Here is a 26051-nt window from a genome sequence, read left to right as displayed (position 1 = left end):
GCTGGAGGGGGTGATGCCAAGTCATTGCATCGACAACAATACGCTGTCAGCCAGCCTATTTGTGACTGTCTGGCCTCAATCACATTCCATGCAAACAGTTTGAATACAAAGTATCTGATGCCATTCTATTGGCATCATGACAAACACAACTCACTACCGATTCCACGAACTGCTGCATTCCGCTGACCTTGTCGAGGACAGGCTGCGTGAAAAGCTGGCACCTGCGGACATCCGCCCCAAGCAGGCCAGGGTACTGAATGCGCTGGACATACTGGGCAGTGCCTCTCAGGTTGAGGTGGCTCGCGTCACCAATGTCACTGCCGGCAGCATGAGCACCATGGTCGGCAGACTTGAAAAACTCGGCCTGGTATCCCGCACACAACATCCGGATGAACGACGCTGCGATGTGCTCAGTCTGACCGATGCGGGTCGCAGACAGCTGAAGGATGTTTATCGCACCTGGAAACAGATGGATGAACTTATCGAAAACACTCTGGGGCGCGAAAAGGCCCTGCTTCTGGCCGAATTGACTGACGAACTGCGTCAGGCTCTCGGCGGAATAACTCCAGACAACACATCAAGAGGTCGACAATGAAACTGCCCGATCATTCTCTGCAGGGCAAGCCACTTGCCCTGTTTTCCATCGTTATCCTGGCGCTACTGTCAGCGGTCGCGCCACTGGCCACGGACATGTACCTGCCCGGCTTTCCTCTGATAGCACAGGACCTGAATGCCAGCGCGGCCCAGATCCAGATGACCCTCACCAGCTTCCTGGTTGCACTGGCCCTCGGGCAGTTGTTGATCGGCCCCCTGTCGGACCGCTACGGGCGACGCAAACCGCTGATCATCGGTACCAGTCTTGCCATATTGGCTGGCGGCCTGTGCGTTGTGGTGTCCGATATACAATCACTGATTGCACTACGGGCATTGCAGGGCATTGGCGGCGCTGCAGGAATCGTGCTCGCTCGCGCCATCATCACCGATACCAGCCAGAATGAAACCGACTCGGCTCGCTTGTTCCAGCTGATGATGATCATCGGCGGTCTGGCGCCGGTACTCGCGCCCATCGTGGGTACAGGTATCGTTTCGCTGGCTGGATGGCGTGCCATCTTTGCAACGATCGCACTGCTCTCGCTGATCTCCCTGCTCGGCGTTCTGTTCTGCGTCAAGGAAAGCCTGCCACCGCAGAAGCGCACCGAGGGTGGAATCACCGAGCTATGGGCCATCATGCGCATGCTGGCAGGCAATCGAAGCTATGTCGGCTACAGCCTGACCACGGGCTTTACCTTCATGGTGCTGTTCAGCTACATCGCCGCCTCACCCTTCGTTTATCAGAATATTCTCGGCTTTTCACCCACGGCCTATGCCATCGCCTTCGGCACCAACGCCTCGGCCATGATACTGGGCGGTGTTCTGTCTGCCTGGTTGGTGGGCAACGTGGGGGCCCGTCGTCTCACGACTTATGGTCTTGCCGTGATTCTGGCCGGTGTCATGCTGGTACTTCTGAGCGTACTCGCCAATGCCGGACCGATGATCATGGTGCCCGCCATCTTCATGACGGTAGCACCGATCGGACTTGTCATGGGCAATTCCAGCGCTTTGGCCATTCGTCAGGCTGCTGACCATGCAGGCACCGCCTCGGCCGTTCTCGGCGCCACACAGTTCACACTCGGCGGATTCGCGTCTCCCCTGGTGGGCCTGGGCGGCGAACACAATGCCTTGCCAATGGCAGTGGTCATGGCAGCCGCAGTGCTCCTCGCGGTGATATTCTTTGCTCGCTCATCGGTGCAGAGCAAACTCGTTCATTCCGGTGTCCAGCTCAACACCTGAGGCAGATGTCGGATCTGACTCGCAGCGCCAGGCAGGACCGGATCTTCGAAGAATGCACGGACGTTATCGCGGGATGCGAAGCGCTGCGCACCAGTGAGCGTCCGGACTGACGATGGAACAGCAGGATCAGGCAATCGATCAGGTCGTCTGCACAATGCCATCAGGGTACACGGTGTCGACCTGTCCCGGCGCTGCTTGATCATGATCCATTGGCTCCCGACAACAGATAACGCGCTATCGCCTGCCGATCTTCAAGCGTCAGTAAACCCGTACTGTATTCGATAACATCAGTCATGTGACCACCAGAGAAGTCGCCGTCAGGCAGGATGCCGACTTCCAGAAACAGCTCCATATCCTCCTGAGTCCAGTTCCTCAGATCTGACGCCGTAATACCGGGAACCGACTGCCCGTCTGGCCCTCGAAGATTGCCCACAAGCGCGCGATCTGCCACCCCTCCCAACCGGTTGCGCGAGGCATGGCATTCCGCACAGTGTCCGGGACCATTGACCAGATAGCCGCCTCGATCCGTGGTCTGAATTTCACGATCCGGATCAAAGAACAACGCTTTCCAACCCAGCATGCTCGAACGGTTGGAGAGCGGCCAGACGAGATCGTGTCGTGGCGTGACTTGACTCACGGGCTCGACCGTGTCGAGCCAGGCTTTGAGGTCCACCAGTTCCTGATCGCTCATGACACTATAGCTGGTGTAGGGAAACGCCGGATAGTAGTGTTCCCCCTCAGGCGACACTCCTGCCAGCATCGCGGTTGCAAACTCCGTCAGCGACCAATCACCAATACCTGTTCGAGAATCGCTGGTGATGTTGGGTGAATACAGCGTACCGAATGGGGTGTTGAAAGCGACACCGCCCGCCAGGAACGAGCCTCCATTCGAGGCATCGGTATGACAGGCCACACAACCGGCAGTGTGGGCTACATACTCGCCTTCTCGAGTATCGCCGGTCAGTGATGACAGATCCAGCGAGGCCACTCGTTCCGAATGCAGACCTGTGGCCACCACCCAGTACCCGACGACAACCGCGAGTACAAGCAGTGCGGCAACACGAGTCAGAACCCTGGCAGTCACTTCTTTGTTTCACGAAACTGCTTGTGACAGGCAGAACAGCTCTTCGTGGTCTTGAAGAAATTCCGCTTGAGAACACGCTTGTCATTTGTCGTAGTGGCAAGCACTGCAAGTTCTTCGCTGCGAGTGACGAATTCATCAGCCAGATCGGAAAAGTCGCTCCAGCGCGTCCAGATGGCCGGCAGGGCTTCCGTCTGACTGCCTGTTCGACTCATGTCCGTATCCGGAAACAGGCTTGTCATAGTCTTGCCATGCTGAACGAAGACCTTCGCGGCAGAGGCGATGACCTGGCTATCATAGGCGGCCTTGCCCTTGAACATGTCAGCAACTGCGCTGGAGTGATCTCCCATCTCACCCATGGCATCCATTCGTTGCTTGACCACGCCCGTCGCCCCCTGGTGAGAATAGGCCACTCCGGCAATCGTTGCACTCAGACTCAATCCGAGCAGGAAAGGCCTTGACATTCTTTCTATCACCATGGTGTACCTCCGCAAGTCAGGTCCGCACACGCACCAGCGCACCGAGTCCGGCCGCATGGTGCTCAAGAGCATGACAGTGAAACAGCCAGTCTCCGGGATTGTCTGCCACGAACGCCAGCTCCATGGTGCTATTGGGCATCAGCAAAGGACTATCGACCCACCGGGGTTCCCCCAATGGCTCACCGTTGATGGCAAGCAGTTTCATGTGATGTCCATGCAAGTGCATGGGGTGAGGGAACGCTGTCTGATTGTCAAGCAGCAGTCGAACCGATGCCTGTCTTGCCACATCGATCAGTGGCGGCATGTCCAGTTTGTTGCCCACCGTGTCATTGATTGCCCACACATAACCCTGCTGAGCAATGTCCCGCAACCCCATCCACTCTCCATCGAGCCTGGCGCGTCGCAAGCCGCCCATGGCACCGCCGGCGATAACGACCCGATGGGTACTGATATCCTTCAGGTCGGGTTCAGGAATACTGCCCGACGACAGCGCAATGGGGGTATCCAGAGGAGCGTCCCTCAACGGAACATCATCGTATTCCCACTTTACAAGGTCGAATGACTCCCGATAGAAGCTGTCCGTCACCGCCATGGTGCTATGCGGCTCTCCCATCATGTCGATGATCAGATCCACGCGGCCAGCTGCACCGATGACCAGAGGAGCATCCAGTCTGTAAGGGGTCACAGCCTGCCCGTCGATGGCAATGACAGAAGGGCTAAGATCGCCAAACGACAAGGCGAAGTTCCGCGCGTTGGAAGCATTGATCAATCGAAGTCTGAGCCGCTCGCCCGAGCGTACCCTGACGATATACCTGAACCGTCCATTGACGGTAGGGACATTGCCTATGCGTCCGGCATGAGAGCGATCATGACCCGCACCGAAATCGTCACTGATGGAAGCATCCTCCAGCAAACGCCAGTCATCGATCATCCACACGAGATCACGATCAACCCGGGGTGGCTCCCTTTCCGCCACGATCAGAGGACCGTACAAACCGCGCCCTACCTGTTCATATGCATTGACATGGGAGTGATACCAGTAGGTACCTGCATCGGGTGGTGTAAACCGGTAGCGAAACGTTTCACCGGGATTGATGGGGGCTTGCGTCAGTCCGGCAACTCCATCCATGTCATTGGGTAACCGTATCCCATGCCAGTGTACGGCAGTCGGAACCTGCAGCCTGTTCACTACCCCGACCTCGAGTGGTCGCCCGACGCCTGTCTTGATGAGCTTGCCGGGAACCTGGCCATCGAACCCCCAGACATCGGTGGCCGGAAAGTCCGGTCCAACTATATTGACTTCACCCGTTCGCGCCGTGATATCAACCGACCCGGACGTATCGGCCATCGCCGGCAAGAGGGGTGAAAGTGCCAGCACACTACTGCATTGAATGAACGATCGACGATCCATGATACCTGTCCGTCACTGAATTGGAGATTTCCAGAAACTGACCCTCGAGGCAAGAACATGAGTAAGCTCAGCCACGAATCAGGATTTCCGGAGCGGTTGAGTTTCCGCAAGATACCGGGAAACCGGCGCGATTCACACTCTTGGAGGCCTGTAGACAGGCGGCAGGTTTTGGCGAAGCAGTGCAATTTCCGACACCGGAATGGCCGGATGATCGCTCGGATGTGCCGGCCACTGAACACACTTGTACAGGCGTTGCGACACACAGGCTCGGGAAAATGGTGAGCGCCATGCTCCAGCTGCCTCTCAGGATGCTGCCGAGTCTGCCCATTCTGCGATGTGACTTCATCAACTTATCGTAACAAGTCGGGTACCCGGATACACAGCGTAGCGGCGTAACATGCACGGAAATCAAGCAACTGAGTTCACCTCTTGCGAAAACGACAGCGGATTTGCTGCGAGATAATTCAAATAACAGCGCCTGTAAACCGGTAGCTGCCAGTCAATTCATGGAACCGATCGCCACCATTCTGTCATGTCTCCTGACCAGACCTTCCATGCAGAGCACTCAAGATTGACAGCGTCGACACGTCGGAATCCAGCGTAGCCAGATTTCCGGTATTCAGCTGAGCAAGTTGTATCTCCCGCGTGCCGTTTTCTCGATCCTGCGGTTGTCAGTGAGACGTTTCAGCGTTCTGTAAACCGTTTCCTGCGCCAGTCCGATCAGCTCGGCAAATGCGGAAACATCCTCTCCCAACAGTCCATCTTCCATGGCCAGCAGAATGCGATCTTCGGCGGAGCGGATTGACAACAGCTCCACATGACGCCGGCTGCTCTGAACCTGAAAGGCGAAATGCCTTGCCAGTTGTCGCGCAAAGTCGCTATCACCAGACAGGCACATGTCGATTGCTCCACGCAGGCATTCGACCACAACAGAGTCTTCGGTTGCGACAGCAGTGCAATGGTAGAAGTCACTGAACAGCGCTGCTTCAGCGAACGTTTCGCCTGCACGCACGCGATGCAGAATGATGTTGTGACCACTCACGGTCTGCCGGTTCAGGTCAATGGCTCCGGACTGCAGATAGAACAGACCCGTGGTTGGATCTCCCCTGATGAACAGGCTCTGCCCCGCCGTCAGTTCCCGAGTGTGCTTCCCATTGGCATCAATCGCGTTGAACGGCTCGGGTAATGACTGCTCGGACATGATCTGAATCATATACGCGATGATTGCAAAAGCTCAATATCAAGGATATACCAAGAAGAGGCGCACACTGATGAAAGGACTGAGCACGTTGTTGATTGGGCTTGCATTGACTCAGCAGGCATACCCGCAGACAAACCATGGCGTATCTCATGAAAATCATGGGAATGCCGAGTCGGAGCTGCAGCAGCAGAATCAACAGGAAGCGCCATTACTGCACCATAGTGGTCAGTCGACATTCGCGGCGATGATAGAGATTACCGCACTTCTGGACACTGACAAGGACACCCATTGGGCCACCGTCGATCTGGATGCATTGCACTCGCATCTGGTCGACATGAACCAGCTCATGCTGCTCACGCAGTCTTTCACCGAGATTCTCGACGACTCTCTCATTCAGTTCACGGTAACCGGCACCGCCGAGGCCGTAGCGGCAATACACCGAATGGTACCTGCACATGCCCGCGCTCTTCGGCATTCGCGCCACTGGGACATCACGGTGAAGCTTACCGACAAAGGCGCAATACTTCAAATCACTGCCGATTCTCACTCCCGGTTGACCCGCCTGAAAGCCCTGGGCTTCTACGGATTCATGTCACTGGATTCACACCACCAGAGGCATCATCTGAACATCGCTCTGGGCAACGGGCACTGAACAGGGTTTGTCTGGACAGCAGCCTGTCAAGCCATTGCGTGATGATCCGCAGGCCGGCGACTCGGCTGTCCTGAGCATCTGGTCCTGGTACCCCTGCACCATTGGCCAGAAACGTGATCCGATGACAGGTCGTACTGATATCATTCTCCAGCGTACAATCCCGCTGGATGACACTTCGCATGGCGTTGCCATACATCGCACTGTCGAATCAGCCCTTGGTGGTACCGGCATGGCAAGACTCTGGCAATCAACCATGCAAGGAACGAGGAAATGCCACTGCGCGACATCAAGAACAAGCCGGTTGAATGGAACGCCATACAAGGTACTCGTCAGCCATTCGCGCCCGTCGTCGCGCTGTTTTCAGTCTGCCTGTTCGTCTTGAGCGCCTGCTGCTCCAATGACAACAAGGGACACCCGCCGTCCAACGAAACCGACAGAGAAAACGCGCAAGATCACGCAGAGGATCTGCGCCAGGCGGCCGCGTTGCGAGCACGCCTGCACCGGCAGATGAGCAATCACCAGTGGCTGGCTCGTTCCAGAGGATGGCAGATCCTGGAGCAAGGCGCTGCCATCTCGGACAAGGAAATGACCCTGTTCTATACCCGACGCACGGTACTCAAGTCCCAACGTGCCTCCGGATCCGATCAGGCCGAACCCGACTACTGGAACCGCGAACACCTGTGGCCCCGCTCCTACGGCTTGAAGGGCACGGCGGCTGATCGGGACCTGCACAATCTGGTTCCAACGGATCGCACTGTCAACTCATCCCGCGGCAACAAGGTCTTCGATGTGGCGATGACGCCCCATCGGGAATGCACTCTGTGCCGCGTCGATAGCCATGCCTGGGAACCACCCGATGAAGTCAAGGGTGATATCGCACGCATCCTGTTCTACATGGATGTGCGCTACGAAGGAGACACCGGCATCGAGACGGACGCCGGGCTACCGGATCTGACGCTGACCGAGGTGGCTGACCCGTCACGGCGACAACTGGGGCCTTTACACACCCTGCTGACCTGGCATTGCATTGATCCTGTCTCGCCAAAGGAGGAGGCGCGACATGAGGTCGTGGCTGCGGCACAGGGCAATCGCAATGTCTTTGTCGACAAGCCAAGTCTGGTGGAAGCCGTTTATCTATTCGATTGCCCATAATCGACTTCCGGAACCTTCTCCCGCAGCCTGCCATCCCCGCCACTCCGAGCACACAAACCGTGCGATAGGGCCAGTCAGCGTTCCATCAGAGTGCAGGCGTTGAAGTCGCCCCCCAATGAAACCACTCGGTTGATGTCATCGAGTGAGTGCATTGTGTCAGTCAATTGAGTGCAAAGAGTGCAGATTTCCGGATGGCACGCAAACCCGCATGACAGTCTGTGTACCGCGTCAACGGGATCTCGCTTCAGGCACTCCGGAAACGGAGCTTGAATCGAGGCCGGGCACGAGGTGCCGGATGTTGCAGTTCAGCATCCGCCTCAACAACTTTCGGAGACTTGACATGGCAGAAGTGACCTACCCAAAGCACCAGATCGGCGACTCTCTGGTGGACTACGAAGAAAAAGTATTCGAAGATGTTCAGGCCGAACCCGGTGAAAAGGCACTGATCACTTTCCACACGGTGGCCTTCGAAGGCTCCATCGGACTGGTCAACATGCTGCAGGGCAAGCGCCTCATCCGCAAGGGCTTCGAGACGTCCATCCTGCTCTATGGCCCTGGCGTCACCCTGGGCATCGTTCGCGGCTTCCCGAAGCTGGGCGATGAAGCTTTCCCCGGTCATCAGAACTTCAGTGCGCAGCTCAAGGCGTTCATGGACGAAGGTGGCAAGGTCTACGCCTGTCGTTTTGCCTTGCAGGCACTGTATGGCCATGGAGAACCCTCTCTGCAGGAAGGCATCACGCCCATCGCTCCACAGGATGTGCTCGATCTGGTATTGCTGCACCGTCGCGACGGCGCTTTCATCCTGGACACATGGACACTGTAGGCAACAGTGAACTGGTCAGAGCTGCCGCTGCGCAGCTCTCACCGGTACTCGACACACCGGGCGCGACACTTGAAAAAGTGCTCGGCTGTGTCGACGATGCTGCGGCACAGGGCGTGGATATCATTGCCTTCCCCGAGACCTTCCTGCCCTATTACCCGTACTTCTCCTTCATCGAACCGGCAGTCAGTATCGGCAAGAAGCACCTGGGTCTGTACGAGCAGGCCGTCGTCGTACCCGGGCCACAGACAGCCGCCCTGGCACAAGCGGCTCGTCGGCATGGCATGGTCATTGTCGCCGGTGTCAACGAGCGCGATCACGGCACCCTCTACAACACTCAGCTGGTCTTCGATGCTGACGGCACACTGGTTCTGAAGCGACGCAAGATCACACCGACCTACCATGAACGGATGATCTGGGGGCAAGGCGACGGCTCCGGCCTGAAGGTCGTCCCCACCCGCGTCGGACGACTCGGAGCACTGGCCTGCTGGGAACATTTCAATCCACTGGCACGCTTCTCCCTGATGACACAGCACGAGCAGATCCATGTTGCCCAGTTTCCCGGCTCCATGGTCGGTGCCGTATTCGCCGATCAGATGGAGGTGGCCATACGCCAGCATGCTCTGGAGGCTGCCAGTTTCGTCATCAATGCCACCGGCTGGCTGAGTGAGGAACAGAAGGCATTCATCGATCCGAGTGGCAATTTCCACAAGGCACTCTCGGGCGGCAGCTGTTCGGCCATTGTCTCACCGGAAGGTGTGCATCTGGCCGATCCACTGCGTGAAGGCGAAGGCCTGGTCATTGCCGATATGGATCTGGCCTTGTGTACCAAACGAAAACGCATGATGGATTCTGTCGGGCATTACGCGCGACCGGAACTGCTCAGCCTGCTGATAGACAGTGCACCGAAATCCTTGTCGCACGACAGCAATCAACCCTCAGACAGGAGCACAGACGATGACTCAAGATGCGATCACCATGAACCCGCAGACACTGATCAACGAACTGCAGTCTTACGGACTGCGTCTGGTTGATCCGAACGCCGGTGCGCCGAGTCGTCGCGGCGGTGCCGGCCCGTCCGACCACAAGGGCCTCGTCGTCAACGGAGTCACCATCATGGCTCCTGTACATACCGCCAGCGCTTTCGCCTCGCCCTATACGGCGCTGGCTCCGGACGCTGATGGCAGCAGTATCGTGGAAAAGGATGGTCGCCGGGTGGGCACGGTCAGTTTTCCCGTGAACCCGAGATTCTACGACCTGGAGACCGCCGACGGCATCCCCTACAGACAGATCGCCCTGTTGCACGGCACGGATGTTCTGGCTACCACGATACTGCAAACCTGTATCCGTTATGAGAGTCGTCGCAAGACCTGTCGCTTCTGCTCCATCGGTCAATCACTGGCAGCGGGGCGGACCCTGGCGCACAAGACACCGGAGCAACTGGCCGAAGTGGCAAAGGCGGCCGTCGAACTCGATGGTGTCAAGCACATGGTCATGACCACCGGAACTCCCAATCGCACCGATCGGGGAGCCGCGGTGCTGGCCGAGTCAGCCGCCGCGGTCAAGGCCGCGGTAGATCTGCCCATACAGGCGCAGTGCGAGCCACCTGACGATGATGCCTGGTTTCAGCGACTGCGCGACTCCGGCGTGGATGCACTGGGCATGCACATGGAAGCCGTCAACCCCACGGTACGTGATGCCATCATGCCCGGCAAGGCTGAAGTATCCGTGCAGCGTTATCTGCAGGCCTTCGAAGCAGCGGTGCCGGTATTCGGACATGGACAGGTATCCAGTTACATTCTGGCGGGCCTGGGCGATAGCGCAGAGGACATCCTCACCATGAGCCGAACGTTGATAGATATCGGTGTCTACCCCTTTGTCGTACCTTTCGTTCCGATCGCCGGCACACCGCTGGAGGATCACCCGGCTCCACGCCCTGAATTCATGCATGAAATACTGCAACCGCTGGGTGACATGCTGGCACGGGCCGGCATGACGCGCACCTCCATCAAGGCAGGCTGTGGACGCTGCGGTGCGTGCTCCAGCCTGTCTACCTACGAACGGCAAGGCAGCCACGCCTCTGCGGAGGTCATCTGATGTACGAGCCTTTCCAGCCTTACGTATCACCGACCCACCGCGTCTGCATTGCTTCACAGGACTGGCAGCGCCATGCCGCCGCCCGGTTGCGCCGCGACGTCTTCTGCGCGGAACAGGGCATCTTCAGCGGCGATGACCGGGACGATATCGATCGCATCGCCACACCGATTGTCGCTGTTTCTCGCATGCTGGGTGAGGATGGTCACGTCATCGGCACCGTACGCATACACCCCAGCGACAACATCGATGAATGGTGGGGTTCCCGTCTGGCCGTGGCCAGAGCCTACCGTCGCCAGGCAGGCCTTGGAACCTCGCTGATCCGACTGGCCGTGTCCACGGCTCATGCCAAAGGCTGCACACGTTTTCTGGCACATGTGCAATCAGCCAATGTGCTGCTGTTCCAGCGACTGCACTGGTGGTCGCTGGGCGAGATGTCACTGCATGGCAAATCACACCACCTGATGGAGGCCGACCTTGCCCACTACCCTCCGATTCACAGTGGCGTACTCGACGGCGAACGTCGCACGGCAGCCGTAGCATGAACAGCTCTGTCGATACACTACAACAGCTGGCACAACGTCTGGCTGATAGTCCGGGTCTGCGTGGCAAGGAAGATATCCAGCCCGTCGTCGGGGCGCTGGGCATTGGAGACGACGATGCCATTCGGGTCGGCGATGATACCGCCGCCATCCAGGTAAGCAACGGCTGGAACCTGCTGGCATGCGAAGCCATGCTGCCCGCATTCGTCGAGCAGATGCCGTGGTTTGCCGGCTTCTCCGCCCTGTGGGTCAACGTTTCCGATATCCAGGCCATGGGCGGACGGGCCACCGCGGTGGTCGATGCCTTGTGGGCCCCTTCGGCGGAGCAGGCCATTCCGCTGCTGCAGGGCCTGAGAGCAGCATCATCACTGACCGGCATACCCGTCGTCGGCGGACATGCCAATCTGCAGGCGCCTCATCTCGCCATTTCGGTATCGATACTGGGATTTGCCAATCGATTGCTGACGAGTTTCGATGCCGAGGCTGGTGACTTGCTGGTAGCGGCCGTGGATCTGCGCGGTCGACAGCATGCCCCCTGGCCATTCTGGGACGCCGCCAGCGACGCGCCGGTGCAGCGTGTTCGCGCCGACCTTGAACTCATGCCAACGCTGGCTGAAGCAGAGCTTTGTGTCGCTGCCAAGGACATCAGCCAGGGCGGCATCATCGGCACCTGTGCCCTGTTTGCCGAGAGTTCCCGTGTCGGCATGACCCTGGATCTCGACGCCATCCCGCAACCCGCGGACTACCCATTGGAGCAATGGCTTTGTACCTTTCCCAGCTTTGGTTACCTGATGGCAGTGAAACCCGCAAACCTCGACCGCGTCATCCGTCATTTCGGGAGCCGAGACATTGCGGCCAGTGCCATCGGCAGCATCGACGCGACGCAGGAGCTGGCCATCAGTCAGAACGGCCAACGCGCCGTGGTACGCAACCTTGCCAGAGAGCCCTTGACCGGTTGCGCCACCAAACCTGACCACTTGGCGCAGACGCTGCCTGCCTCCCCACATTCACAACCCGACTCCACGGAGAGCTGCTGATCATGCCCGAAACACGATTCGAGATTCGCTGGCCGGACCAGACCACCGAATCCTGTTATTCACCCTCTACAGTCATCAAGGACTACCTGGAAGCCGGCCATGACTACCCGCTGAATGATTTTCTGCAGCGCTGCGACACGGCCCTGTCCGAAGCCAGCGAACGGGTAAGAAAGAAGTATGGCTACGCCTGCAGCGCAGCCAGCGACCAGAAGGAACAGCTCTTTCGTCAGGCCGCCGATCAGCCAGCCGGTCTGGTACATGTCCTGAGGATACAATCATGAAAACACAGCATGTTCCCGTCATCATCGTGGGCGGTAGTCAGTCCGGTCTGGCTGCCAGCTGGTGCCTCAAACAACGCGGAATCGAGCATATCGTGTTCGAGCGCAATACGGTCGCCAATGCCTGGCGCGATCAGCGCTGGGACAGCTTCTGCCTGGTGACCCCAAACTGGCAATGCACATTGCCGGGATTCTCCTATAGCGATGAATACGGTGGCCAGGATCCGGACGGGTTCATGGTGCGCGACGAGATCATTGCCTACATCGAAGCCTATCGTGCGCACTTCGACCCACCCTTGCAGGAACACACCACGGTACACAAGGTCAGCACACATGAACTGGGCTTCGAAGTGCTCGCCGGAGACAAGCGTTATCTGGCCACTGACGTAATCGTCGCCAGTGGTGCCTATCATCAACCCAGACTACCGGCAGTGGCCGAACGGTTGCCCGATCATGTACTGCAGTTGCATTCTTCCACCTACCGCAATGCCGAGCAGATTCCCGAAGGCGATATCCTTGTCGTCGGCAGTGGTCAATCCGGATGCCAGATTGCCGAAGATCTGCATCTTGCCGGAAGACAGGTCCATCTGGCTGTCGGTAGCGCACCTCGCGCACCACGACGCTACCGAGGCCGGGACGTGACTGCCTGGCTGGTCGACATGGGTCACTACGACATCACGGTAGACGATCACCCACTGGGGGAAGCCGTACGCCACAAGACCAATCACTACATGACAGGGCGCGATGGTGGACGCGATATCGACTTGCGCCGCTTTGCCGTGGAGGGCATGACCCTGCACGGACGCCTGGTTGGTCTGGAAGACGGACAACTGCGTTTCGACGATAGCATGCCGCAGAATCTGGACGCCGCCGATGCATCCGCCGAGCGGATCAAACGGGAAATCGACAAATGGATCGACAGCAACAAGCTGCAGGCACCTCCAGCCGAGCCATGGGCACCCTGCCATCAGCCTGAGGGCGGAGACAGTGTGATCAAGCTGCAGGCTGACACACCCCGACAGCTCTCGGCGGTCATCTGGGCAACCGGGTTCACCAGTGACTACCCCTGGCTGGACGTCCCCGCCTTCGACGAGCAGCAGCAGATCTCTCACTGGCGTGGTTGCTCACGCAAGGTAGATGGTCTGTGGGTGCTGGGCTTGCCCTGGATGGTGACCTGGGGCTCTGGTCGCTTTTCAGGCGTGGGGCGTGATGCCGAATACATAGCAGCGCGTATCAGTGAACGAAACCGGCAATTGCAGGTTTCATCCCTGTGATCCAACTCGCACAAACCCACGGTATGACAGGTGTTGTGCCGTGCAGGCACATATAGACGCAATAAGGTGACGAGATCCTTGTGGACTGACTGATGCAGATGCCGACCTCACCCCACACAATTGACTGGCTTCCCCAGCTGGATGAGGATCGTCCTGCCTATCTGGCCCTTGCAGACAGCATTGCACGGGATCTGTCTACAGGTCGTCTCAATGCCGGCGACAAGTTGCCCAGCCAGCGTCTGCTGGCTGAACGGCTGCAATTGAATTTCTCCACCATCGCCCGCGGCTACCGGGAAGCCCAGTCACGGGGACTGATCAGGACTCGTGTGGGTTCCGGCACCGAGGTGCTGGCCCAGGCCGATTCACACAGCGCCCGTGCACAGCGTCGCGATCTGTCGGACCGTTCGATGAACCAGGCGCCGGAGTCCGACAATCCGGTGCTGCAGGCCAGGCTGAAGGATATCTGGAATGATGTCGGCGAAGAATTCCGCGCGCTGATGCGCTACCAGTCCTCCACAGGCTCTGCCGAAGACAAGGCCGCGGCACTGCGCTGGGTTGCAAGGCGTGGTATCGAGGCGCGATCGGATCAGGTACTGGTGACACCCGGGACCCACGCTGCCATGCTCGCCATATTGCGTACCACCACCCGTCCCGGGGATACCGTGGTCTGCGAGAACATCACCTACCCCGGCATTCGTGGTCTGTGCAAGCTGCTGGACCTGCAGCTGCGTGGACTCGGCGATGACAATGAGGGCCCGAACCCGACCGAACTCGACGCCTGGGCCAGCAAGGAAAGGGTCTCCGTGTTCTACACCAATCCGGATGTTCGCAACCCCACTGCACAGACAATCAGTTCACGCCGACGTGCCGAGCTGGTGGATGTCTGCCGGCGTCACGACATTGCCATCATCGAGGACGATGCCTACGGTTTCCTGCCCAGTGATGCCCCTTCCACTTTCGCCATGTTGGCTCCGGAGTTGGTGTATTACATCGCCGGACTGTCCAAATGCCTGGGAGCCGGTTTGCGCGTCTCCTACCGCATAAGACCACCCGAGCAATCAGGCAGTGCCATCGACAACCAGTTGAAGACCACCAATGTCATGGTCTCGCCGTTGACCACCCGTCTCGCCACGCGCTGGATAGAGACCGGCGTCAGCGATGAGATTCTGCACCAGATTCGCAGTGAGTCCATACAGCGTCAACAGCTGGCAAGAGAGATCCTGCCCACGGGCAGCTTCGATGCCCACCCGGAAGCCTTCCATTGCTGGGTGCGGGTACCGGCACCCTGGACACGCCACCGGCTGGTGGACTGGATGAGAGGACATGCCCTGGGGGCTGTCAGCAGCGACGCCTTTGTCATGCATGGCCAGGCGCCGGAAGCCTTCCGACTGTGTCTGGGAGGTGCGGCTTCCAGACACCAGGCGAAGAGTGCACTGGAGTTCCTGAGTGACGCGCTGGACAATCCACCAGCGAGTTGACCGAGGGGATCCGGTACTCCCTCGCTGAGGATCGGTCAGCGGCTGCCGTTCGTCACCGGAGGAATCGGAACTCCCTTGCGGAGGGCCAGTCAGTGACGACTGTCTCGTTTTTGGCGCGTCGTTGTCAGATCCAGCGCCGCACCTGTTGCCGATACTGCCGATACTGATCACCGAATTTCTCGGTGAGCGCCTTTTCCTCTGGCAGGATCTGAAAGCGATTCATGTAGGTGACAAACAATCCGACCATGACGAGGGACAGAAAATTACCCAGAAAGACTACCCAGGCCAGCAGAATCAGAACAATACCGACATACATCGGGTTACGCGTGTAGCGATAGATCCCGCCGGTAACCAGAGCCCGTGCGGTGGCCGGATATAGAGGGTCAACCGTGGTGTGCGCGACTCGAAACCCAAAGATGCCGACAAAGCCGGACAAACCTCCGCACAGCGCCAGCAGCACGGCCAATGGCTTGCGCAGTGGAAAATCGATCGCGAGAAATGGCGTCCACCCCGACAGCAACCAGATGCCGATCGCAGCGATCAGGGCAACGACTGCCGGTGGAATTCTGAGTTCCAGTGCTTTCAAGTGTCTGCCAGCTCCGTATCAAACAGTGTAGGTCCTGCGCTAAAGGCGAGACACGCAGGTCATCGCAACTATCAAAGCACTATAGCAGCTGCACCCCGTGTGTTCGGCATGCCTGGCTTGTTTCCCGGCTAGATGATTGAAGGTTCCCGAAATGCTCACGGCGAGCCTGGTGAATTTCCTTTGATACCTCTTTTCGCTTTATCGCCTTTGATCTGATTTCTCGGCCAGGCAGATCATTGGCATACCAGTTACTACATTTATTGACCTCTGTGTGAGTACTACTGACGGAATCTCACCATTCACATTGTATTAATACCAGCAAACTGATTTCCATCAAGAGTACTACTGAACAATATTGTTCTTGCCGAGAGCAGACACCCATGACACGCATGGCGGTGTAGGACAGCAGCAAGCGGAGTACTCGCTCACACTTCAACCTTTCTAATATCTAGCATGAGGCCGGTGCCAGCGACGCCTGTTACTTCAAGTTGCACAACATATGCTGAAGCATACATATAGTCATGCCATCAAGGCCAACTTACCTGCACGGACCCGTGGGACTCAACGCCCTAATTGCAACGCCCCGTGCAAAAATTAGCACTCCCTTACTCAACTTCCGATCGCTATTATAAAGACAGATCGAAGCAGAACCCATCTCCCCGAATACGCAGGGTTGCATTTCACACATTACGGAAATACAGCAGGATAATTATTTACAGCTATGGATAGGAGCGAAGAGAGCTTCTGAAAAACCCAATCAATTACATGACCATGGCAATCACAAGCCGTTTAACGTTATCCCACATTGACTCATGGCCCAGGCCAAAACAAACTCGAGGACTCACGTATGGATAAAACGTCACTACAGCTGACAGAAGGCCTTTCACCGGCACTAGGCTTTACATTGATGATCGGGCTGGGCCTGATTTTCCTGGTACTTGCATATCTGATCAAACGCACATTGATCAGAAATACACACGATTTTATCTCATCGAATCGTAGAATCGGACTGGGTTTTGGCGTTGGTTCCGTCATTTCTGTCTGGACCTGGGCCATGGCGGTCATGATGAGTTCCGCGATGACCTTCCAGTGGGGACTATCCGGCCTGTTCTGGTTCGTTGTCCCCAATGGTCTAGCACTCATGGCGATGATTCCTCTCGCACGAATTCTGCGGAAACGCATGCCGGATGGCTATACGATCAGTCAATTCGCCTATAACAGGTTCGGACGTTCGCAAGCCGCGGCCAGTGTTGTCACTGTGACAATGATCTTTGGAATCTTGCTTGAAATACTGATCAATCTAAAAGGAACCTCAGTTGTCATGTCTACAGTTTTCTCAATCGACTGGAAAGTGGCAACTATCGTCACAGTTTGTGTCGTTATGACCTATTCCTTCTTCGGTGGACTCTGGACCGCCGTAATGACAGGCACAATAAACACTTGGATGATCACTGTACCTGCGGCAATAGTTATAGTAGCCGTGTTCGATTTGATTCCTGGAGGTGTTGACACGGTATTCGCCGCCGTCGGTGATGCTGGTGAAATGAACCTGTCAATTCTGGACTCTTCTGCCGCGGCCGGTTTTGGCATCACTCTCGCATTTGGCCTGCTGGCATCGGTGGTTGCAGACCAAACCTTCTGGCAGAAAGTATGGTCGGTACGAAAGGATCAGGTATCAAGGACGTTCATGTGGGCCGGTGCACTCTTTTATCCAATTCCTATCTGCCTGGGCATGCTTGGTCTGGTAGGTATCGGCTACGGTCTTACAGCTACTGAAATCGGCGGAGACATTGTGGCGGTGGGGCCCTACATCGTGTCTCATATCGGTCTCCCGATGACACTTATTATTGCCTACACCCTGGTTATTCTTGCAGCCTGCTATTCCACGATAGACGGTGCCAGTGCAGCGCTCTCATCGGTGGTTGCTATCGATATAGTCAAGAGATTTGCCCCCGAAACAACCGAGCAAACTCTTTTCTACATAACGAAGGCATCAATGTTTATAGGCGGCACCGTCGCGGCCCTTATTGTTCTCTCTGGAGTCGATTTCACTTCATTAGTCTTAACTACTTACGCACTGAAGACCTCGATACTAATTCCACTGGTGCTCGCGATCATCTGGTCACGAACCAACACAGTTGGCTTTATTGGAGGTGTCATACTTGCAATTATAATTGGAATGCCAATCAGAAGCATGTACGGTGAACTGATAGGCACCCTCTCTATCCTTGCGATCAGCGGCATTACCGTAGTTCTCGCTGCTATTTTCAAGCCAAAGGAATTCGACATGGACGAACTTGAAGAACTGATATCAGATCTTGAACAAAAGACTCCCGTTCCAACCTCTGAGCATACCTGATCATCGGATCACCGATCTTGCTACCACCAAATTGAGAGTATCGCCATGTCGTCAATTTACGTTGCTACATTGTTTTCTTGTCTGATCGCTACCGCAGTTTTCGCTGCAGGTTATTTCAAGGGTATTTCCGAAGCCATTGCCGACCACCGTACCGAAACAGATTCACCCATACCCGATGAAAAAGAAAGCAACTATGGTCTGGCAATAATGGTAGCGGTTATCGTTGCCAGCTCCATCATCTGTCTGATTGGGATCGTACCGGAAATGATCTATGCAGGCCCTTTTCTCGCAATTGTTACTGCGGTGATGAACGGAGTGGCCTTCTTCGTTGACTCCAAATCATAAGGAGTAGAGCATGAAGTTCGGTCTATGGCTTCCGGTATATGGCGGTTGGCTACGATTGCACAGCAATCGCCCATCACCAGACTTTGACCTGTGTAGCAGGCTTGCAATACAGGCCGAGAAAGACGGTTATCACTACCTCTACGGCTCCGAAAACTTGCTCAACTGTGTCTATGGTGGAGACGCTGAAGTTGCCGACCCCTGGATGTATGCAGCTGGGCTGGCAACGTTAACTCGGAGGATCGGCCTTGTGGTCGCCAGCAAGCCGGGGTTTTGCTCACCGATGTTAGCGGCCCAGATGACTCGTAGTCTTCAGCAAATGAGTAAAGGGCGTTGCTCTGTGAACATTGTTTGCGGCTGGTGGCCTGAGGAATTCAGGCAGGCTGGCGTGGACTACCTGGATCATGCGGGTCGGTACAGACGTGCAAATGAGTACTGCGAAAGCCTTCTTCACTTCTGGGGACAGAATACCAAAGCCCGCAAAGGCGAGTTTTACAGCGTGGAAGACATATCGCGAGCCAACACACTCGAACCGTTGCCACCAATCTGGGTGAGTGGTCAGTCCAAGCACGGGCTTGCTCTCGCCGGACGATACGGTGAGACAATATTCCTTAATAGTATGCCTGTAGATGAACTCAGCAATAAGATTTCTGAAATTCGCGGCAACGAGGCTTCGACTACTCAAAGTCTCAAAGTTGCGGTCAGTGCGTTTGTACTCATGGCAGAGACCGACAGCCTGGCGGAGTCTCGTTATCAAGAATTGCAGGACAAAAGAGATGACACGCTAATACATGAACTGCGTACTGCAATGGATGAGTCAGGTGCCAGCTCCTGGGAGGGACTTACCCGGGAAAGAATGCTCGATTCCAACTGTGGCTTCGACGTTGGCCTTGTGGGCTCCCCGATGACCATCGCAAAACGTATCGGCGATCTAAAAGATGCAGGAGTTGACATTCTCATGTGTCAATTCGAAGACATGGTCAAAGACAGCCATTTGTTTGCACAACAAATTATGCAGCCGTCTCTGATTCGTTGTACTGCTTGATAGTTTCCCAAAATACTCAAAGGAGAAAACCATTATGTCCAAGAAAAGAGCACATCTTCTCGGCTTTGTACAACACGGTGTAAACAGCCATGCTACGGGCATGTGGAGGCATTCCCGTGACAAGGTGAACTGGGACTGGCGCAAACCGGAGTACTGGCAACACATGGGGCGTACAATGGAACGTGGTTTATTCGATGCCATGTTTATAGCCGATGAGCTAGCGCCCTATAACAACTATGAAAAAAGCTCTGACGCTACTCTTAAATACGCGGTGCAGTGCCCGACTCATGAACCCTCAACCATTGTACCGATTGTTACGGGAGCCACTCAGCATCTGGGTGTCGGGGTTACGCTTTCCACAGCCTTTGAACACCCCTATTCCATGGTTCGACGTCTCTCGAGCCTCGATCATCTATCCAGCGGAAGGGTGGCATGGAATGTAGTAAGCTCCTACTCAAAAAGTGAGTGGGATGCCTATGGTGAACCCATGACTGACCGATCTCGTCGTTACGAACGAATGGAAGAATACCTGAACCTCTGTTACGAATTGTGGGATTCATGGGATGAAGATGCCATCGTTGCAGACAAGGAAAGCGGCGTTTATGTGGATCCTGCCAAAGTTCGTAACATAGATTTTGACGGGGAGTTTTTTAAGTCGAAAGGACGTTCTTTTGTATGTAGATCCCCCCAAGGACGGCCCGTCCTTTGGCAGGCGGGTTCATCAGCTACTGGTCGTGACTTTGCCGCCCGTCATGCTGAAGCAATCTTTGCAGTTCATCCAAATATAGAACGCATGCGTGAATATGCGGATGATTTGGGTAGTCGATTAGCTGAAGTCGGACGTGAACCTGGTAGCGTAAAGTTGATCTACGGGCTTCAGACTGTTGTTGCCGAGACACGTGAGGAGGCCCAGGAAAAGTATGAGCGAATCAAAGCCTGCATCCCACTCGAAGGAGCGCTTGCCTGGATGGCCGGACACTTTGGTCCTGATTTTTCGACCTACGACCTGGATGAATATGTTCAGAACATCGAGATTCCCGGCATCCAAGGGTTATTTGAATCAATCATATATGCAAAGGGCGGCGCACCTGTCACTGTGAGAGAGGCTGCTCTTTATTATGCACAAGGCATGGGCATGCCGATTCTAGTAGGCACACCTGAAGACATTGCCAATCATATGGAGTTGTTCATGGATGAAGGTGGAGCCGATGGCTTCATGCTGGCCGCCACCTATACACCAGGTTGCTTCGAAGAGTTTGTCGACATGGTTGTTCCAGAGCTGCAATCACGTGGTAGATATCGTACTGAATACAGTGGCTCCACTCTTCGTGAAAATCTCTTGTCCAACTGAGGCGTCGACAATGATCAGCAATGAACTTTTCTGCGAAACCATGAGGCAACTTGCTTCTGGAGTTGCAGTAATCACGGTGGAAAATGACAATCAGCTACACGGAATGACAGCTACCTCATTCACATCTGTATCTGCCGACCCACCTTTGGCTTTGGTGTGTATCAAGCGAGGCAGCGATACCGACCAATTGGTAGCAAAAGCAAAACGGATAGGCGTCAGCCTGTTGAACAAAACCCAGCAGGAGATTTCCAATCGCTATGCATGGAAAACTGCTGACAGAGATCGCTTTGATGACCTGGACACCTGGCGCTGTCCTGGTGGATCGCTTGTATTCAATGACTGCGCGGCCGTAATGGAAGCTGTAGTCGAAGAATCTTATGAAGCTGGCGACCATACAATCTATATTGTTCAGATTGAGCATGCTTCTACGAACAATCAGGTTGTACCACTACTCTACTGGAACGGCAACTACGCAGAACTGGAGTCGTCAGAGTTTTCCCCCAAACAACCATCAGTGAGTAATGCATGAGGGTCGTAGCCACTATCAACCTTGGAAAACCGTGCATGCACCCTTCTCGCTATGAAGAGGATGGGTAAGGATGGCAGCGTGGTCAGTCAACAATGGTTTCACAAAACAGGAAAAAAGCCTGAAACGAAAAAGTTGCATATCATTTGTCTTTCATTTATTGCTACCAACTCTCTGTTGTCACGACGTTTTCAGCCACGCACTGAACAGGAGATAGCTTTTGAAAAAGCCTGTTGATAGTGCAAAGACCGAAAAACCAGAAATTCTCGGCGTAGAGCTTGCCGCTAAAAGCAAGCTTTTCAGCATTGAAACTGTCAAGGTACGTTACAGCAACGGCACAGAGTCTATCCTTGAGCGTATACCTTCCGGGCGCTGGGCTGGCGCTGTCATGGTGGTGCCTGTCTTACCTGACAGAAGCGTGTATCTGGTACGGGAGTACGCGGTTGGTAGCGAATGTTACGAGACAGGACTGCCACAGGGCATGAGAGAGTTCGGAGAGTCTGCAACTCAGACAGCAAATCGAGAACTTAAAGAAGAGATCGGGCTAGGAGCCAGAAAACTTACCCTACTGAGTGACCTCAGCGTAGCGTCTTCCGTTCTCGGCTTTCGCATTCAGATTGTTCTGGCGGAATTTCTTTATGGTGCTCAACTGACTGGCGATGAACCTGAACCTCTTCAGTCTTTCAGGCGCGACATTGATGCCCTGTTGTCTGGCTCCACTGACACACAGATCACAGAAGTTCGTTCCTTGCTCGCGCTCTACCTGGCGAGGGAGCACCTGAACTCCAGGACAGAGAACTACGCTCATGTCTGATTGCCATTCTGTTCCAAAATTTCTAGTTAAACCGGAAATCATCAACAATGTCTTCACAATTGCACTACTTCCTAGATCGTGTTAAGAATTCCTTCAGATCTGCCATGATGGTGTTGTCCGTGCTTGTATTTTATTTTGGTCCAGATCATCACAAACATAAACGCCGGCCATTTTTCCTCAAGTCGCTCATGTGTCGACCAATTTTCGAGCTGTTGACCTGAAAGTTGTTACCCCTTGTAGTAACAGAAGAGTATTCATCGTTAAATTCTTAGTCAGTAACACACCGTTTTAAAATCATCTTTCGGTGTAAGTGACATTACAAGAAGGACCATGCCTGATCATCATACGTCAAGACTTCACAAAGCTGTTCTTCTGCGGACTGTCAGTCCGAGATAATCTACCTGTGCCGATAATTGACCGAAAGAATTTGATCGTCACATAGCAGACGAATATTTTAGCTATTGAGTTGTCCCGCAGACTGATTCACGCTTTCAACCTATAGAACGTTTATTGTACGATTTGCATTTTTTGTGACTTAGGACGAACTATTTATCGGGATGATAATTCCTAACTCAATCTCTCATGAGATTTGTTACGACTCAACTGTTTATACAAAAGCAGTTTCGAGAAGAACTTTACAGGAGCTAGGAGTCTAAAAGTGCGTTGTCTCTCGGCTCACTGCAAGTGCGACATGTATTGGTATCGCATTTTCAGTTAAAGAGTCTTTCAGTTAATTCCGATGGGTGAGTAAATTACTTGAAGCACTTCAAGATTTTTGAGATGGTAAAAGCTGTCGCTCGTGCAGGCTCTATTCGTAAGGCTGCGGAGGACATGAACATAACTGCATCGGCCCTGAATCGTCGTATAAAGGACTTCGAAGATGAACTGGGTTTCGAGTTATTTGAACGCCTGCCACAAGGCATGCGGCTCAATCCGGCCGGTGAACTGCTGATTCAGCATATCCGGTTGCAAATGAGTGATCTCGCGCGAATACAGTCGCAAGTAGCTGACCTCTCCGGACTCAGGCGGGGTCATGTGTCGATCGCTTGCTCTCAAGCCTTGCTGCCTTACTTTCTGTCGGAACAAATATCATTTTATAGAGCTCAACACCCCGGTATTACCTTCTCTATAAATGTTCGTGACCGGCAGCAGATCGAGCACGATCTGTCCACCTTTGAAAGCGATCTTGCACTTGTTTTCGAACCTGTGCATTTGGTGGATTTCGAAATCATTCAGTCGATCCCCCAACCGGTCCATGCTGTCTTTAGAGCCGACCATTCACTTGCCAAGAAAAGGGAGTTGCGTCTGAGGGACTGCCTTGACCATCCTTGCATCGTACCTTCCACAAATTATGGTGTACGCAATCTTTTGGAGATTGGAGCAAAGAAAATTCTACGAACGTTGACACCTGCCTTGGAAACAGAATCATTCGATTTGATACGTCATTACGTACAGCATGATTATTCTGTAGGGTTTCAGATACCTATTGGATTAAATAATTTGATATGCGCTAACACAGTTCACCGACCTATCGCAGTCAAGGATATACCCATCGGACAGCTTTATCTCGGGCAAAAAAAAGGGCGCAGGTTACCAGTAGCCTCTTCCCGTTTCGCACTTCAACTTCACTCAGCACTCGAATCATTGAACAATATATCGCCAGACTGACACATTCAAGGAAGTGTTGCATCGGGGCACGGTTCGCTGGTCGAACAATCGCGCCCTATCAACCAGCTTTTGACGAGCAACTGAGTCTAATCAGGGTGCCGAATAGCGAAGGTCTTTTCGGGCAGATTCATTTTTTGCAGATTGATCACATCAATGCAACTGCGGGATATTCATCTCCTACTAGCGAACTGATGAAATATGCTTGAACGTGGTGCCTGAGCGGATTTGGAAAATAATGGTGTATCGGACTGATTACTCGTTACCAGACCATCAATCTTCCACTATGGATAATGAAAATCACCCATTTCGATATACAACTTACTAGCTGACTATCGTCAATAAATGCAATGGTGGAATATTCAACTTATTCAGGCATACACAAAAATTGAAGAAGTGTTGTATCACAGCTTATTCCGCATTGTGCGGCGCAGTCGTGCACTTTCTCAGCCTGTGTACCGATGCAATGCTTTGAGAAACAACGCGACCCAACCAGGATGGCACTGGTGCATTCAAGGTTCTAAGCCTCACTGCGCATTCACCGCGACCCGCTAATCAATCGACGAAGCAGCTCCAGTACCAGCAGCACGGCGGCCGGCCAGATGACCCAGAGATAGCCCGACCAGCTAAACAGATTGACCAGTAACAAGCCTGCGACGAAGATACCAGCGCGGACAACGGATAGTCTGAGCCAACCACTGGCAAACAACGGTGCTGCCTTCATTGCCAGAAAAACCGCCATGACAAGTCCCGGCCAGTGCGCCCAGAACGGGCTTCCACTGGCAATATCGATCAGCAACAACACCGACCAGAGTGCAGCCAGAAGCCTGCCATCGCGTGACAGCCGTTCTCGCAGATCAGACGGGGCCCGAGGTACAGGCTTCGATGGCCGCGCCACTTCATCCTTGCGCTGCTTGAATGCAGACGGAGGCTTGTTCCTGCCGAGGGAGATGCGATAGACCGACACATCGTCGACAAAGTTCTTCGGACGCTTCTCGCCCAGATACTCGAAGCCGACAGAAAGTTTCTTCTGAACCTGATCGTAGACCTGTCGAGAGATCAACACGCCACCCGGCTCGGCCATGGACTCCAGCCTTGACGCAAGGTTGACCCCCTCACCAAGCAGGTCACTCCCATCGATCATCACATCACCCAGGTGAATGCCGATCCGGAAGCGCAGTGCCCCTGCTTGATCGCGAGTGTCGATGAGAAGCTCATTCTGCACTTCGATGGCACACTGAACGGCTTCAACCACCGAGGGAAATTCGGCTATCAGCCCATCGCCGGCGGTATTGACGATCCGGCCACGATGACGTTCGATGAATCTTGCAAAGACTTGACGCGCAGCCCGGAGGGCTCCGATGGTACTGACCTCATCCAGGTCCATGGCGCGACTGAAACCTGCCGCATCTGCTGCAAGAATGGTCGTCAGCTTTCGTTGTACTTCCGTGGTCATGGCAACTCTCGTGAGCCGGATTGATCCAGCGGACGGACCGACCGCCAATCGAGTCTGCTTTCGACTTCATTCTGAACAATTCAGTATCGACGCTATCGTGAGTCCAGCAGGGGGAGTTACCGTTCGAACTCGAACCTGTTCCAAGACTCTGTCGGCATTCTGCCAGAACGACAGCGCTTCAATGCCTGACTAGCCGAATTGGCAGCGGCAACGAATCAATGCATTCATGGCCGCCCATGAACAGGGGAACGCGGTTTGGAAGTGGATGTGAGTCACACACATGCACTCATCCGGACAGGGAAGCCATCTTTCGCAATCCCTTCAATGATGGGTGGCGTCTCGAGAGTCTGATTCCGCAGAATCCCCGCAGGCTTCAGACGTCAAAGGTGCGGGTGTCGCTGTTAGAGCGAATGAAAACAGGCAGATAGATGGTGGGGCGTGCTGGGTTCGAACCAGCGACCACCTGATTAAAAGTCAGATGCTCTACCAACTGAGCTAACGCCCCCCGGTACTGCCTACGGTCTGGGCGACCGTGTGATACGTGATTGTTGCGCTACGTATCGAGCGGACAATGATAA

Annotated in this window: 25 protein-coding genes and 1 tRNA gene; 19 read left to right on the top strand and 7 right to left on the bottom strand. The window is 54.8% G+C overall.

What is annotated here, in order from left to right; translation table 11 throughout:
- Positions 1-136: 136 nt before the first annotated feature.
- Both ACUNV4_RS02215 and ACUNV4_RS02210 read left to right on the top strand, forming a co-directional pair.
- Positions 137-595, top strand: a complete 459-nt coding sequence (locus ACUNV4_RS02215) for a MarR family winged helix-turn-helix transcriptional regulator (protein WP_430876852.1) — start codon at positions 137-139, stop codon at positions 593-595.
- The gene (locus ACUNV4_RS02210) at positions 592-1830 is read left to right on the top strand and encodes a multidrug effflux MFS transporter (protein WP_430876851.1); all 1239 of its coding nucleotides are present in this window, start codon (positions 592-594) and stop codon (positions 1828-1830) included. The genes ACUNV4_RS02215 and ACUNV4_RS02210 overlap by 4 nt, the downstream gene beginning before the upstream one ends.
- A 199-nt stretch (positions 1831-2029) precedes the next feature.
- On the opposite strand, the gene ACUNV4_RS02205 is transcribed toward ACUNV4_RS02210, so the two are convergent.
- From ACUNV4_RS02205 to ACUNV4_RS02190, 4 genes are all read right to left on the bottom strand, one after another.
- Complete coding sequence (locus ACUNV4_RS02205) at positions 2030-2914, bottom strand: c-type cytochrome (protein ID WP_430876850.1); 885 nt, start codon at positions 2912-2914, stop codon at positions 2030-2032.
- Positions 2911-3390 carry a c-type cytochrome gene (locus ACUNV4_RS02200; protein ID WP_430876849.1) on the bottom strand — a complete coding sequence of 160 codons (480 nt, stop codon included), beginning with the start codon at positions 3388-3390 and terminating at the stop codon, positions 2911-2913. The genes ACUNV4_RS02205 and ACUNV4_RS02200 overlap by 4 nt, the downstream gene beginning before the upstream one ends.
- Before the next feature lie 16 nt (positions 3391-3406).
- Positions 3407-4801, bottom strand: a complete 1395-nt coding sequence (locus ACUNV4_RS02195) for a multicopper oxidase family protein (protein WP_430876848.1) — start codon at positions 4799-4801, stop codon at positions 3407-3409.
- Between the two features lie 619 nt (positions 4802-5420).
- On the bottom strand, positions 5421-6014 hold the full coding sequence (locus ACUNV4_RS02190) for a Crp/Fnr family transcriptional regulator (RefSeq protein WP_430876847.1): 594 nt from the start codon (positions 6012-6014) through the stop codon (positions 5421-5423).
- Positions 6015-6072: 58 nt separating this feature from the next.
- Between ACUNV4_RS02190 and ACUNV4_RS02185 the strand changes: the two genes are divergently transcribed.
- From ACUNV4_RS02185 to ACUNV4_RS02140, 10 genes are all read left to right on the top strand, one after another.
- Positions 6073-6654: a hypothetical protein gene (locus ACUNV4_RS02185; RefSeq protein ID WP_430876846.1), complete on the top strand. Its 582-nt coding sequence runs from the start codon at positions 6073-6075 to the stop codon at positions 6652-6654.
- A gap of 270 nt (positions 6655-6924) precedes the next feature.
- Positions 6925-7806, top strand: coding sequence for an endonuclease I family protein (locus ACUNV4_RS02180; RefSeq protein WP_430876845.1), 882 nt, complete (start codon positions 6925-6927; stop codon positions 7804-7806).
- A 340-nt stretch (positions 7807-8146) separates the two neighbouring features.
- Positions 8147-8629, top strand: a complete 483-nt coding sequence (locus tag ACUNV4_RS02175) for an MSMEG_0572/Sll0783 family nitrogen starvation response protein (RefSeq protein WP_430876844.1) — start codon at positions 8147-8149, stop codon at positions 8627-8629.
- Entirely contained in the window at positions 8617-9660 is a 1044-nt protein-coding gene (locus tag ACUNV4_RS02170) for a Nit6803 family nitrilase (RefSeq protein ID WP_430876843.1), read from the top strand. The genes ACUNV4_RS02175 and ACUNV4_RS02170 overlap by 13 nt, the downstream gene beginning before the upstream one ends.
- Complete coding sequence (locus ACUNV4_RS02165) at positions 9584-10723, top strand: MSMEG_0568 family radical SAM protein (protein ID WP_430876842.1); 1140 nt, start codon at positions 9584-9586, stop codon at positions 10721-10723. The genes ACUNV4_RS02170 and ACUNV4_RS02165 overlap by 77 nt, the downstream gene beginning before the upstream one ends.
- A complete protein-coding gene (locus ACUNV4_RS02160; protein ID WP_430876841.1) occupies positions 10723-11265 on the top strand; it encodes an MSMEG_0567/Sll0786 family nitrogen starvation N-acetyltransferase in 543 nt (180 codons plus the stop codon). Before ACUNV4_RS02165 ends, ACUNV4_RS02160 begins: the two co-directional genes overlap by 1 nt.
- On the top strand, positions 11262-12299 hold the full coding sequence (locus tag ACUNV4_RS02155; protein ID WP_430876840.1) for a sll0787 family AIR synthase-like protein: 1038 nt from the start codon (positions 11262-11264) through the stop codon (positions 12297-12299). Before ACUNV4_RS02160 ends, ACUNV4_RS02155 begins: the two co-directional genes overlap by 4 nt.
- A gap of 2 nt (positions 12300-12301) precedes the next feature.
- Positions 12302-12580: an MSMEG_0570 family nitrogen starvation response protein gene (locus ACUNV4_RS02150; protein WP_430876839.1), complete on the top strand. Its 279-nt coding sequence runs from the start codon at positions 12302-12304 to the stop codon at positions 12578-12580.
- On the top strand, positions 12577-13851 hold the full coding sequence (locus ACUNV4_RS02145; RefSeq protein WP_430876838.1) for an MSMEG_0569 family flavin-dependent oxidoreductase: 1275 nt from the start codon (positions 12577-12579) through the stop codon (positions 13849-13851). Before ACUNV4_RS02150 ends, ACUNV4_RS02145 begins: the two co-directional genes overlap by 4 nt.
- A 92-nt stretch (positions 13852-13943) precedes the next feature.
- On the top strand, positions 13944-15329 hold the full coding sequence (locus ACUNV4_RS02140) for an aminotransferase-like domain-containing protein (RefSeq protein ID WP_430876837.1): 1386 nt from the start codon (positions 13944-13946) through the stop codon (positions 15327-15329).
- Between the two features lie 124 nt (positions 15330-15453).
- On the opposite strand, the gene ACUNV4_RS02135 is transcribed toward ACUNV4_RS02140, so the two are convergent.
- The gene (locus tag ACUNV4_RS02135; RefSeq protein WP_430876836.1) at positions 15454-15915 is read right to left on the bottom strand and encodes a methyltransferase family protein; all 462 of its coding nucleotides are present in this window, start codon (positions 15913-15915) and stop codon (positions 15454-15456) included.
- Positions 15916-16762: 847 nt separating this feature from the next.
- On the opposite strand from ACUNV4_RS02135, the gene ACUNV4_RS02130 reads away from it, so the two are divergent.
- The 7 genes from ACUNV4_RS02130 (at position 16763) to ACUNV4_RS02100 (ending at position 24020) form a co-directional block, all read left to right on the top strand.
- Positions 16763-18274, top strand: coding sequence for a sodium:solute symporter family transporter (locus ACUNV4_RS02130; RefSeq protein ID WP_430876835.1), 1512 nt, complete (start codon positions 16763-16765; stop codon positions 18272-18274).
- A gap of 45 nt (positions 18275-18319) precedes the next feature.
- Positions 18320-18619 carry a hypothetical protein gene (locus ACUNV4_RS02125; protein ID WP_430876834.1) on the top strand — a complete coding sequence of 100 codons (300 nt, stop codon included), beginning with the start codon at positions 18320-18322 and terminating at the stop codon, positions 18617-18619.
- A gap of 10 nt (positions 18620-18629) precedes the next feature.
- The gene (locus ACUNV4_RS02120; RefSeq protein ID WP_430876833.1) at positions 18630-19661 is read left to right on the top strand and encodes an LLM class flavin-dependent oxidoreductase; all 1032 of its coding nucleotides are present in this window, start codon (positions 18630-18632) and stop codon (positions 19659-19661) included.
- Between the two features lie 34 nt (positions 19662-19695).
- On the top strand, positions 19696-21012 hold the full coding sequence (locus tag ACUNV4_RS02115) for an LLM class flavin-dependent oxidoreductase (protein ID WP_430876832.1): 1317 nt from the start codon (positions 19696-19698) through the stop codon (positions 21010-21012).
- A gap of 10 nt (positions 21013-21022) precedes the next feature.
- Positions 21023-21541 carry a flavin reductase family protein gene (locus ACUNV4_RS02110; RefSeq protein WP_430876831.1) on the top strand — a complete coding sequence of 173 codons (519 nt, stop codon included), beginning with the start codon at positions 21023-21025 and terminating at the stop codon, positions 21539-21541.
- A 217-nt stretch (positions 21542-21758) separates the two neighbouring features.
- Positions 21759-22352: an ADP compounds hydrolase NudE gene (gene nudE / locus ACUNV4_RS02105; protein WP_430876830.1), complete on the top strand. Its 594-nt coding sequence runs from the start codon at positions 21759-21761 to the stop codon at positions 22350-22352.
- Positions 22353-23108: 756 nt separating this feature from the next.
- The gene (locus ACUNV4_RS02100) at positions 23109-24020 is read left to right on the top strand and encodes a LysR family transcriptional regulator (RefSeq protein WP_430876829.1); all 912 of its coding nucleotides are present in this window, start codon (positions 23109-23111) and stop codon (positions 24018-24020) included.
- 535 nt (positions 24021-24555) lie between these two features.
- Here the strand turns inward: ACUNV4_RS02100 and ACUNV4_RS02095 are convergent.
- Both ACUNV4_RS02095 and ACUNV4_RS02090 read right to left on the bottom strand, forming a co-directional pair.
- Entirely contained in the window at positions 24556-25473 is a 918-nt protein-coding gene (locus tag ACUNV4_RS02095; protein ID WP_430876828.1) for an adenylate/guanylate cyclase domain-containing protein, read from the bottom strand.
- 429 nt (positions 25474-25902) lie between these two features.
- Positions 25903-25978: transfer RNA gene (locus tag ACUNV4_RS02090), tRNA-Lys, on the bottom strand.
- Positions 25979-26051: the final 73 nt, after the last annotated feature.

The organism is Granulosicoccus sp. 3-233 (assembly GCF_052681095.1).
The sequence above is the reverse complement of the archived record's forward strand: the minus strand, read 5'-3'. Positions and strand labels throughout refer to the sequence as shown.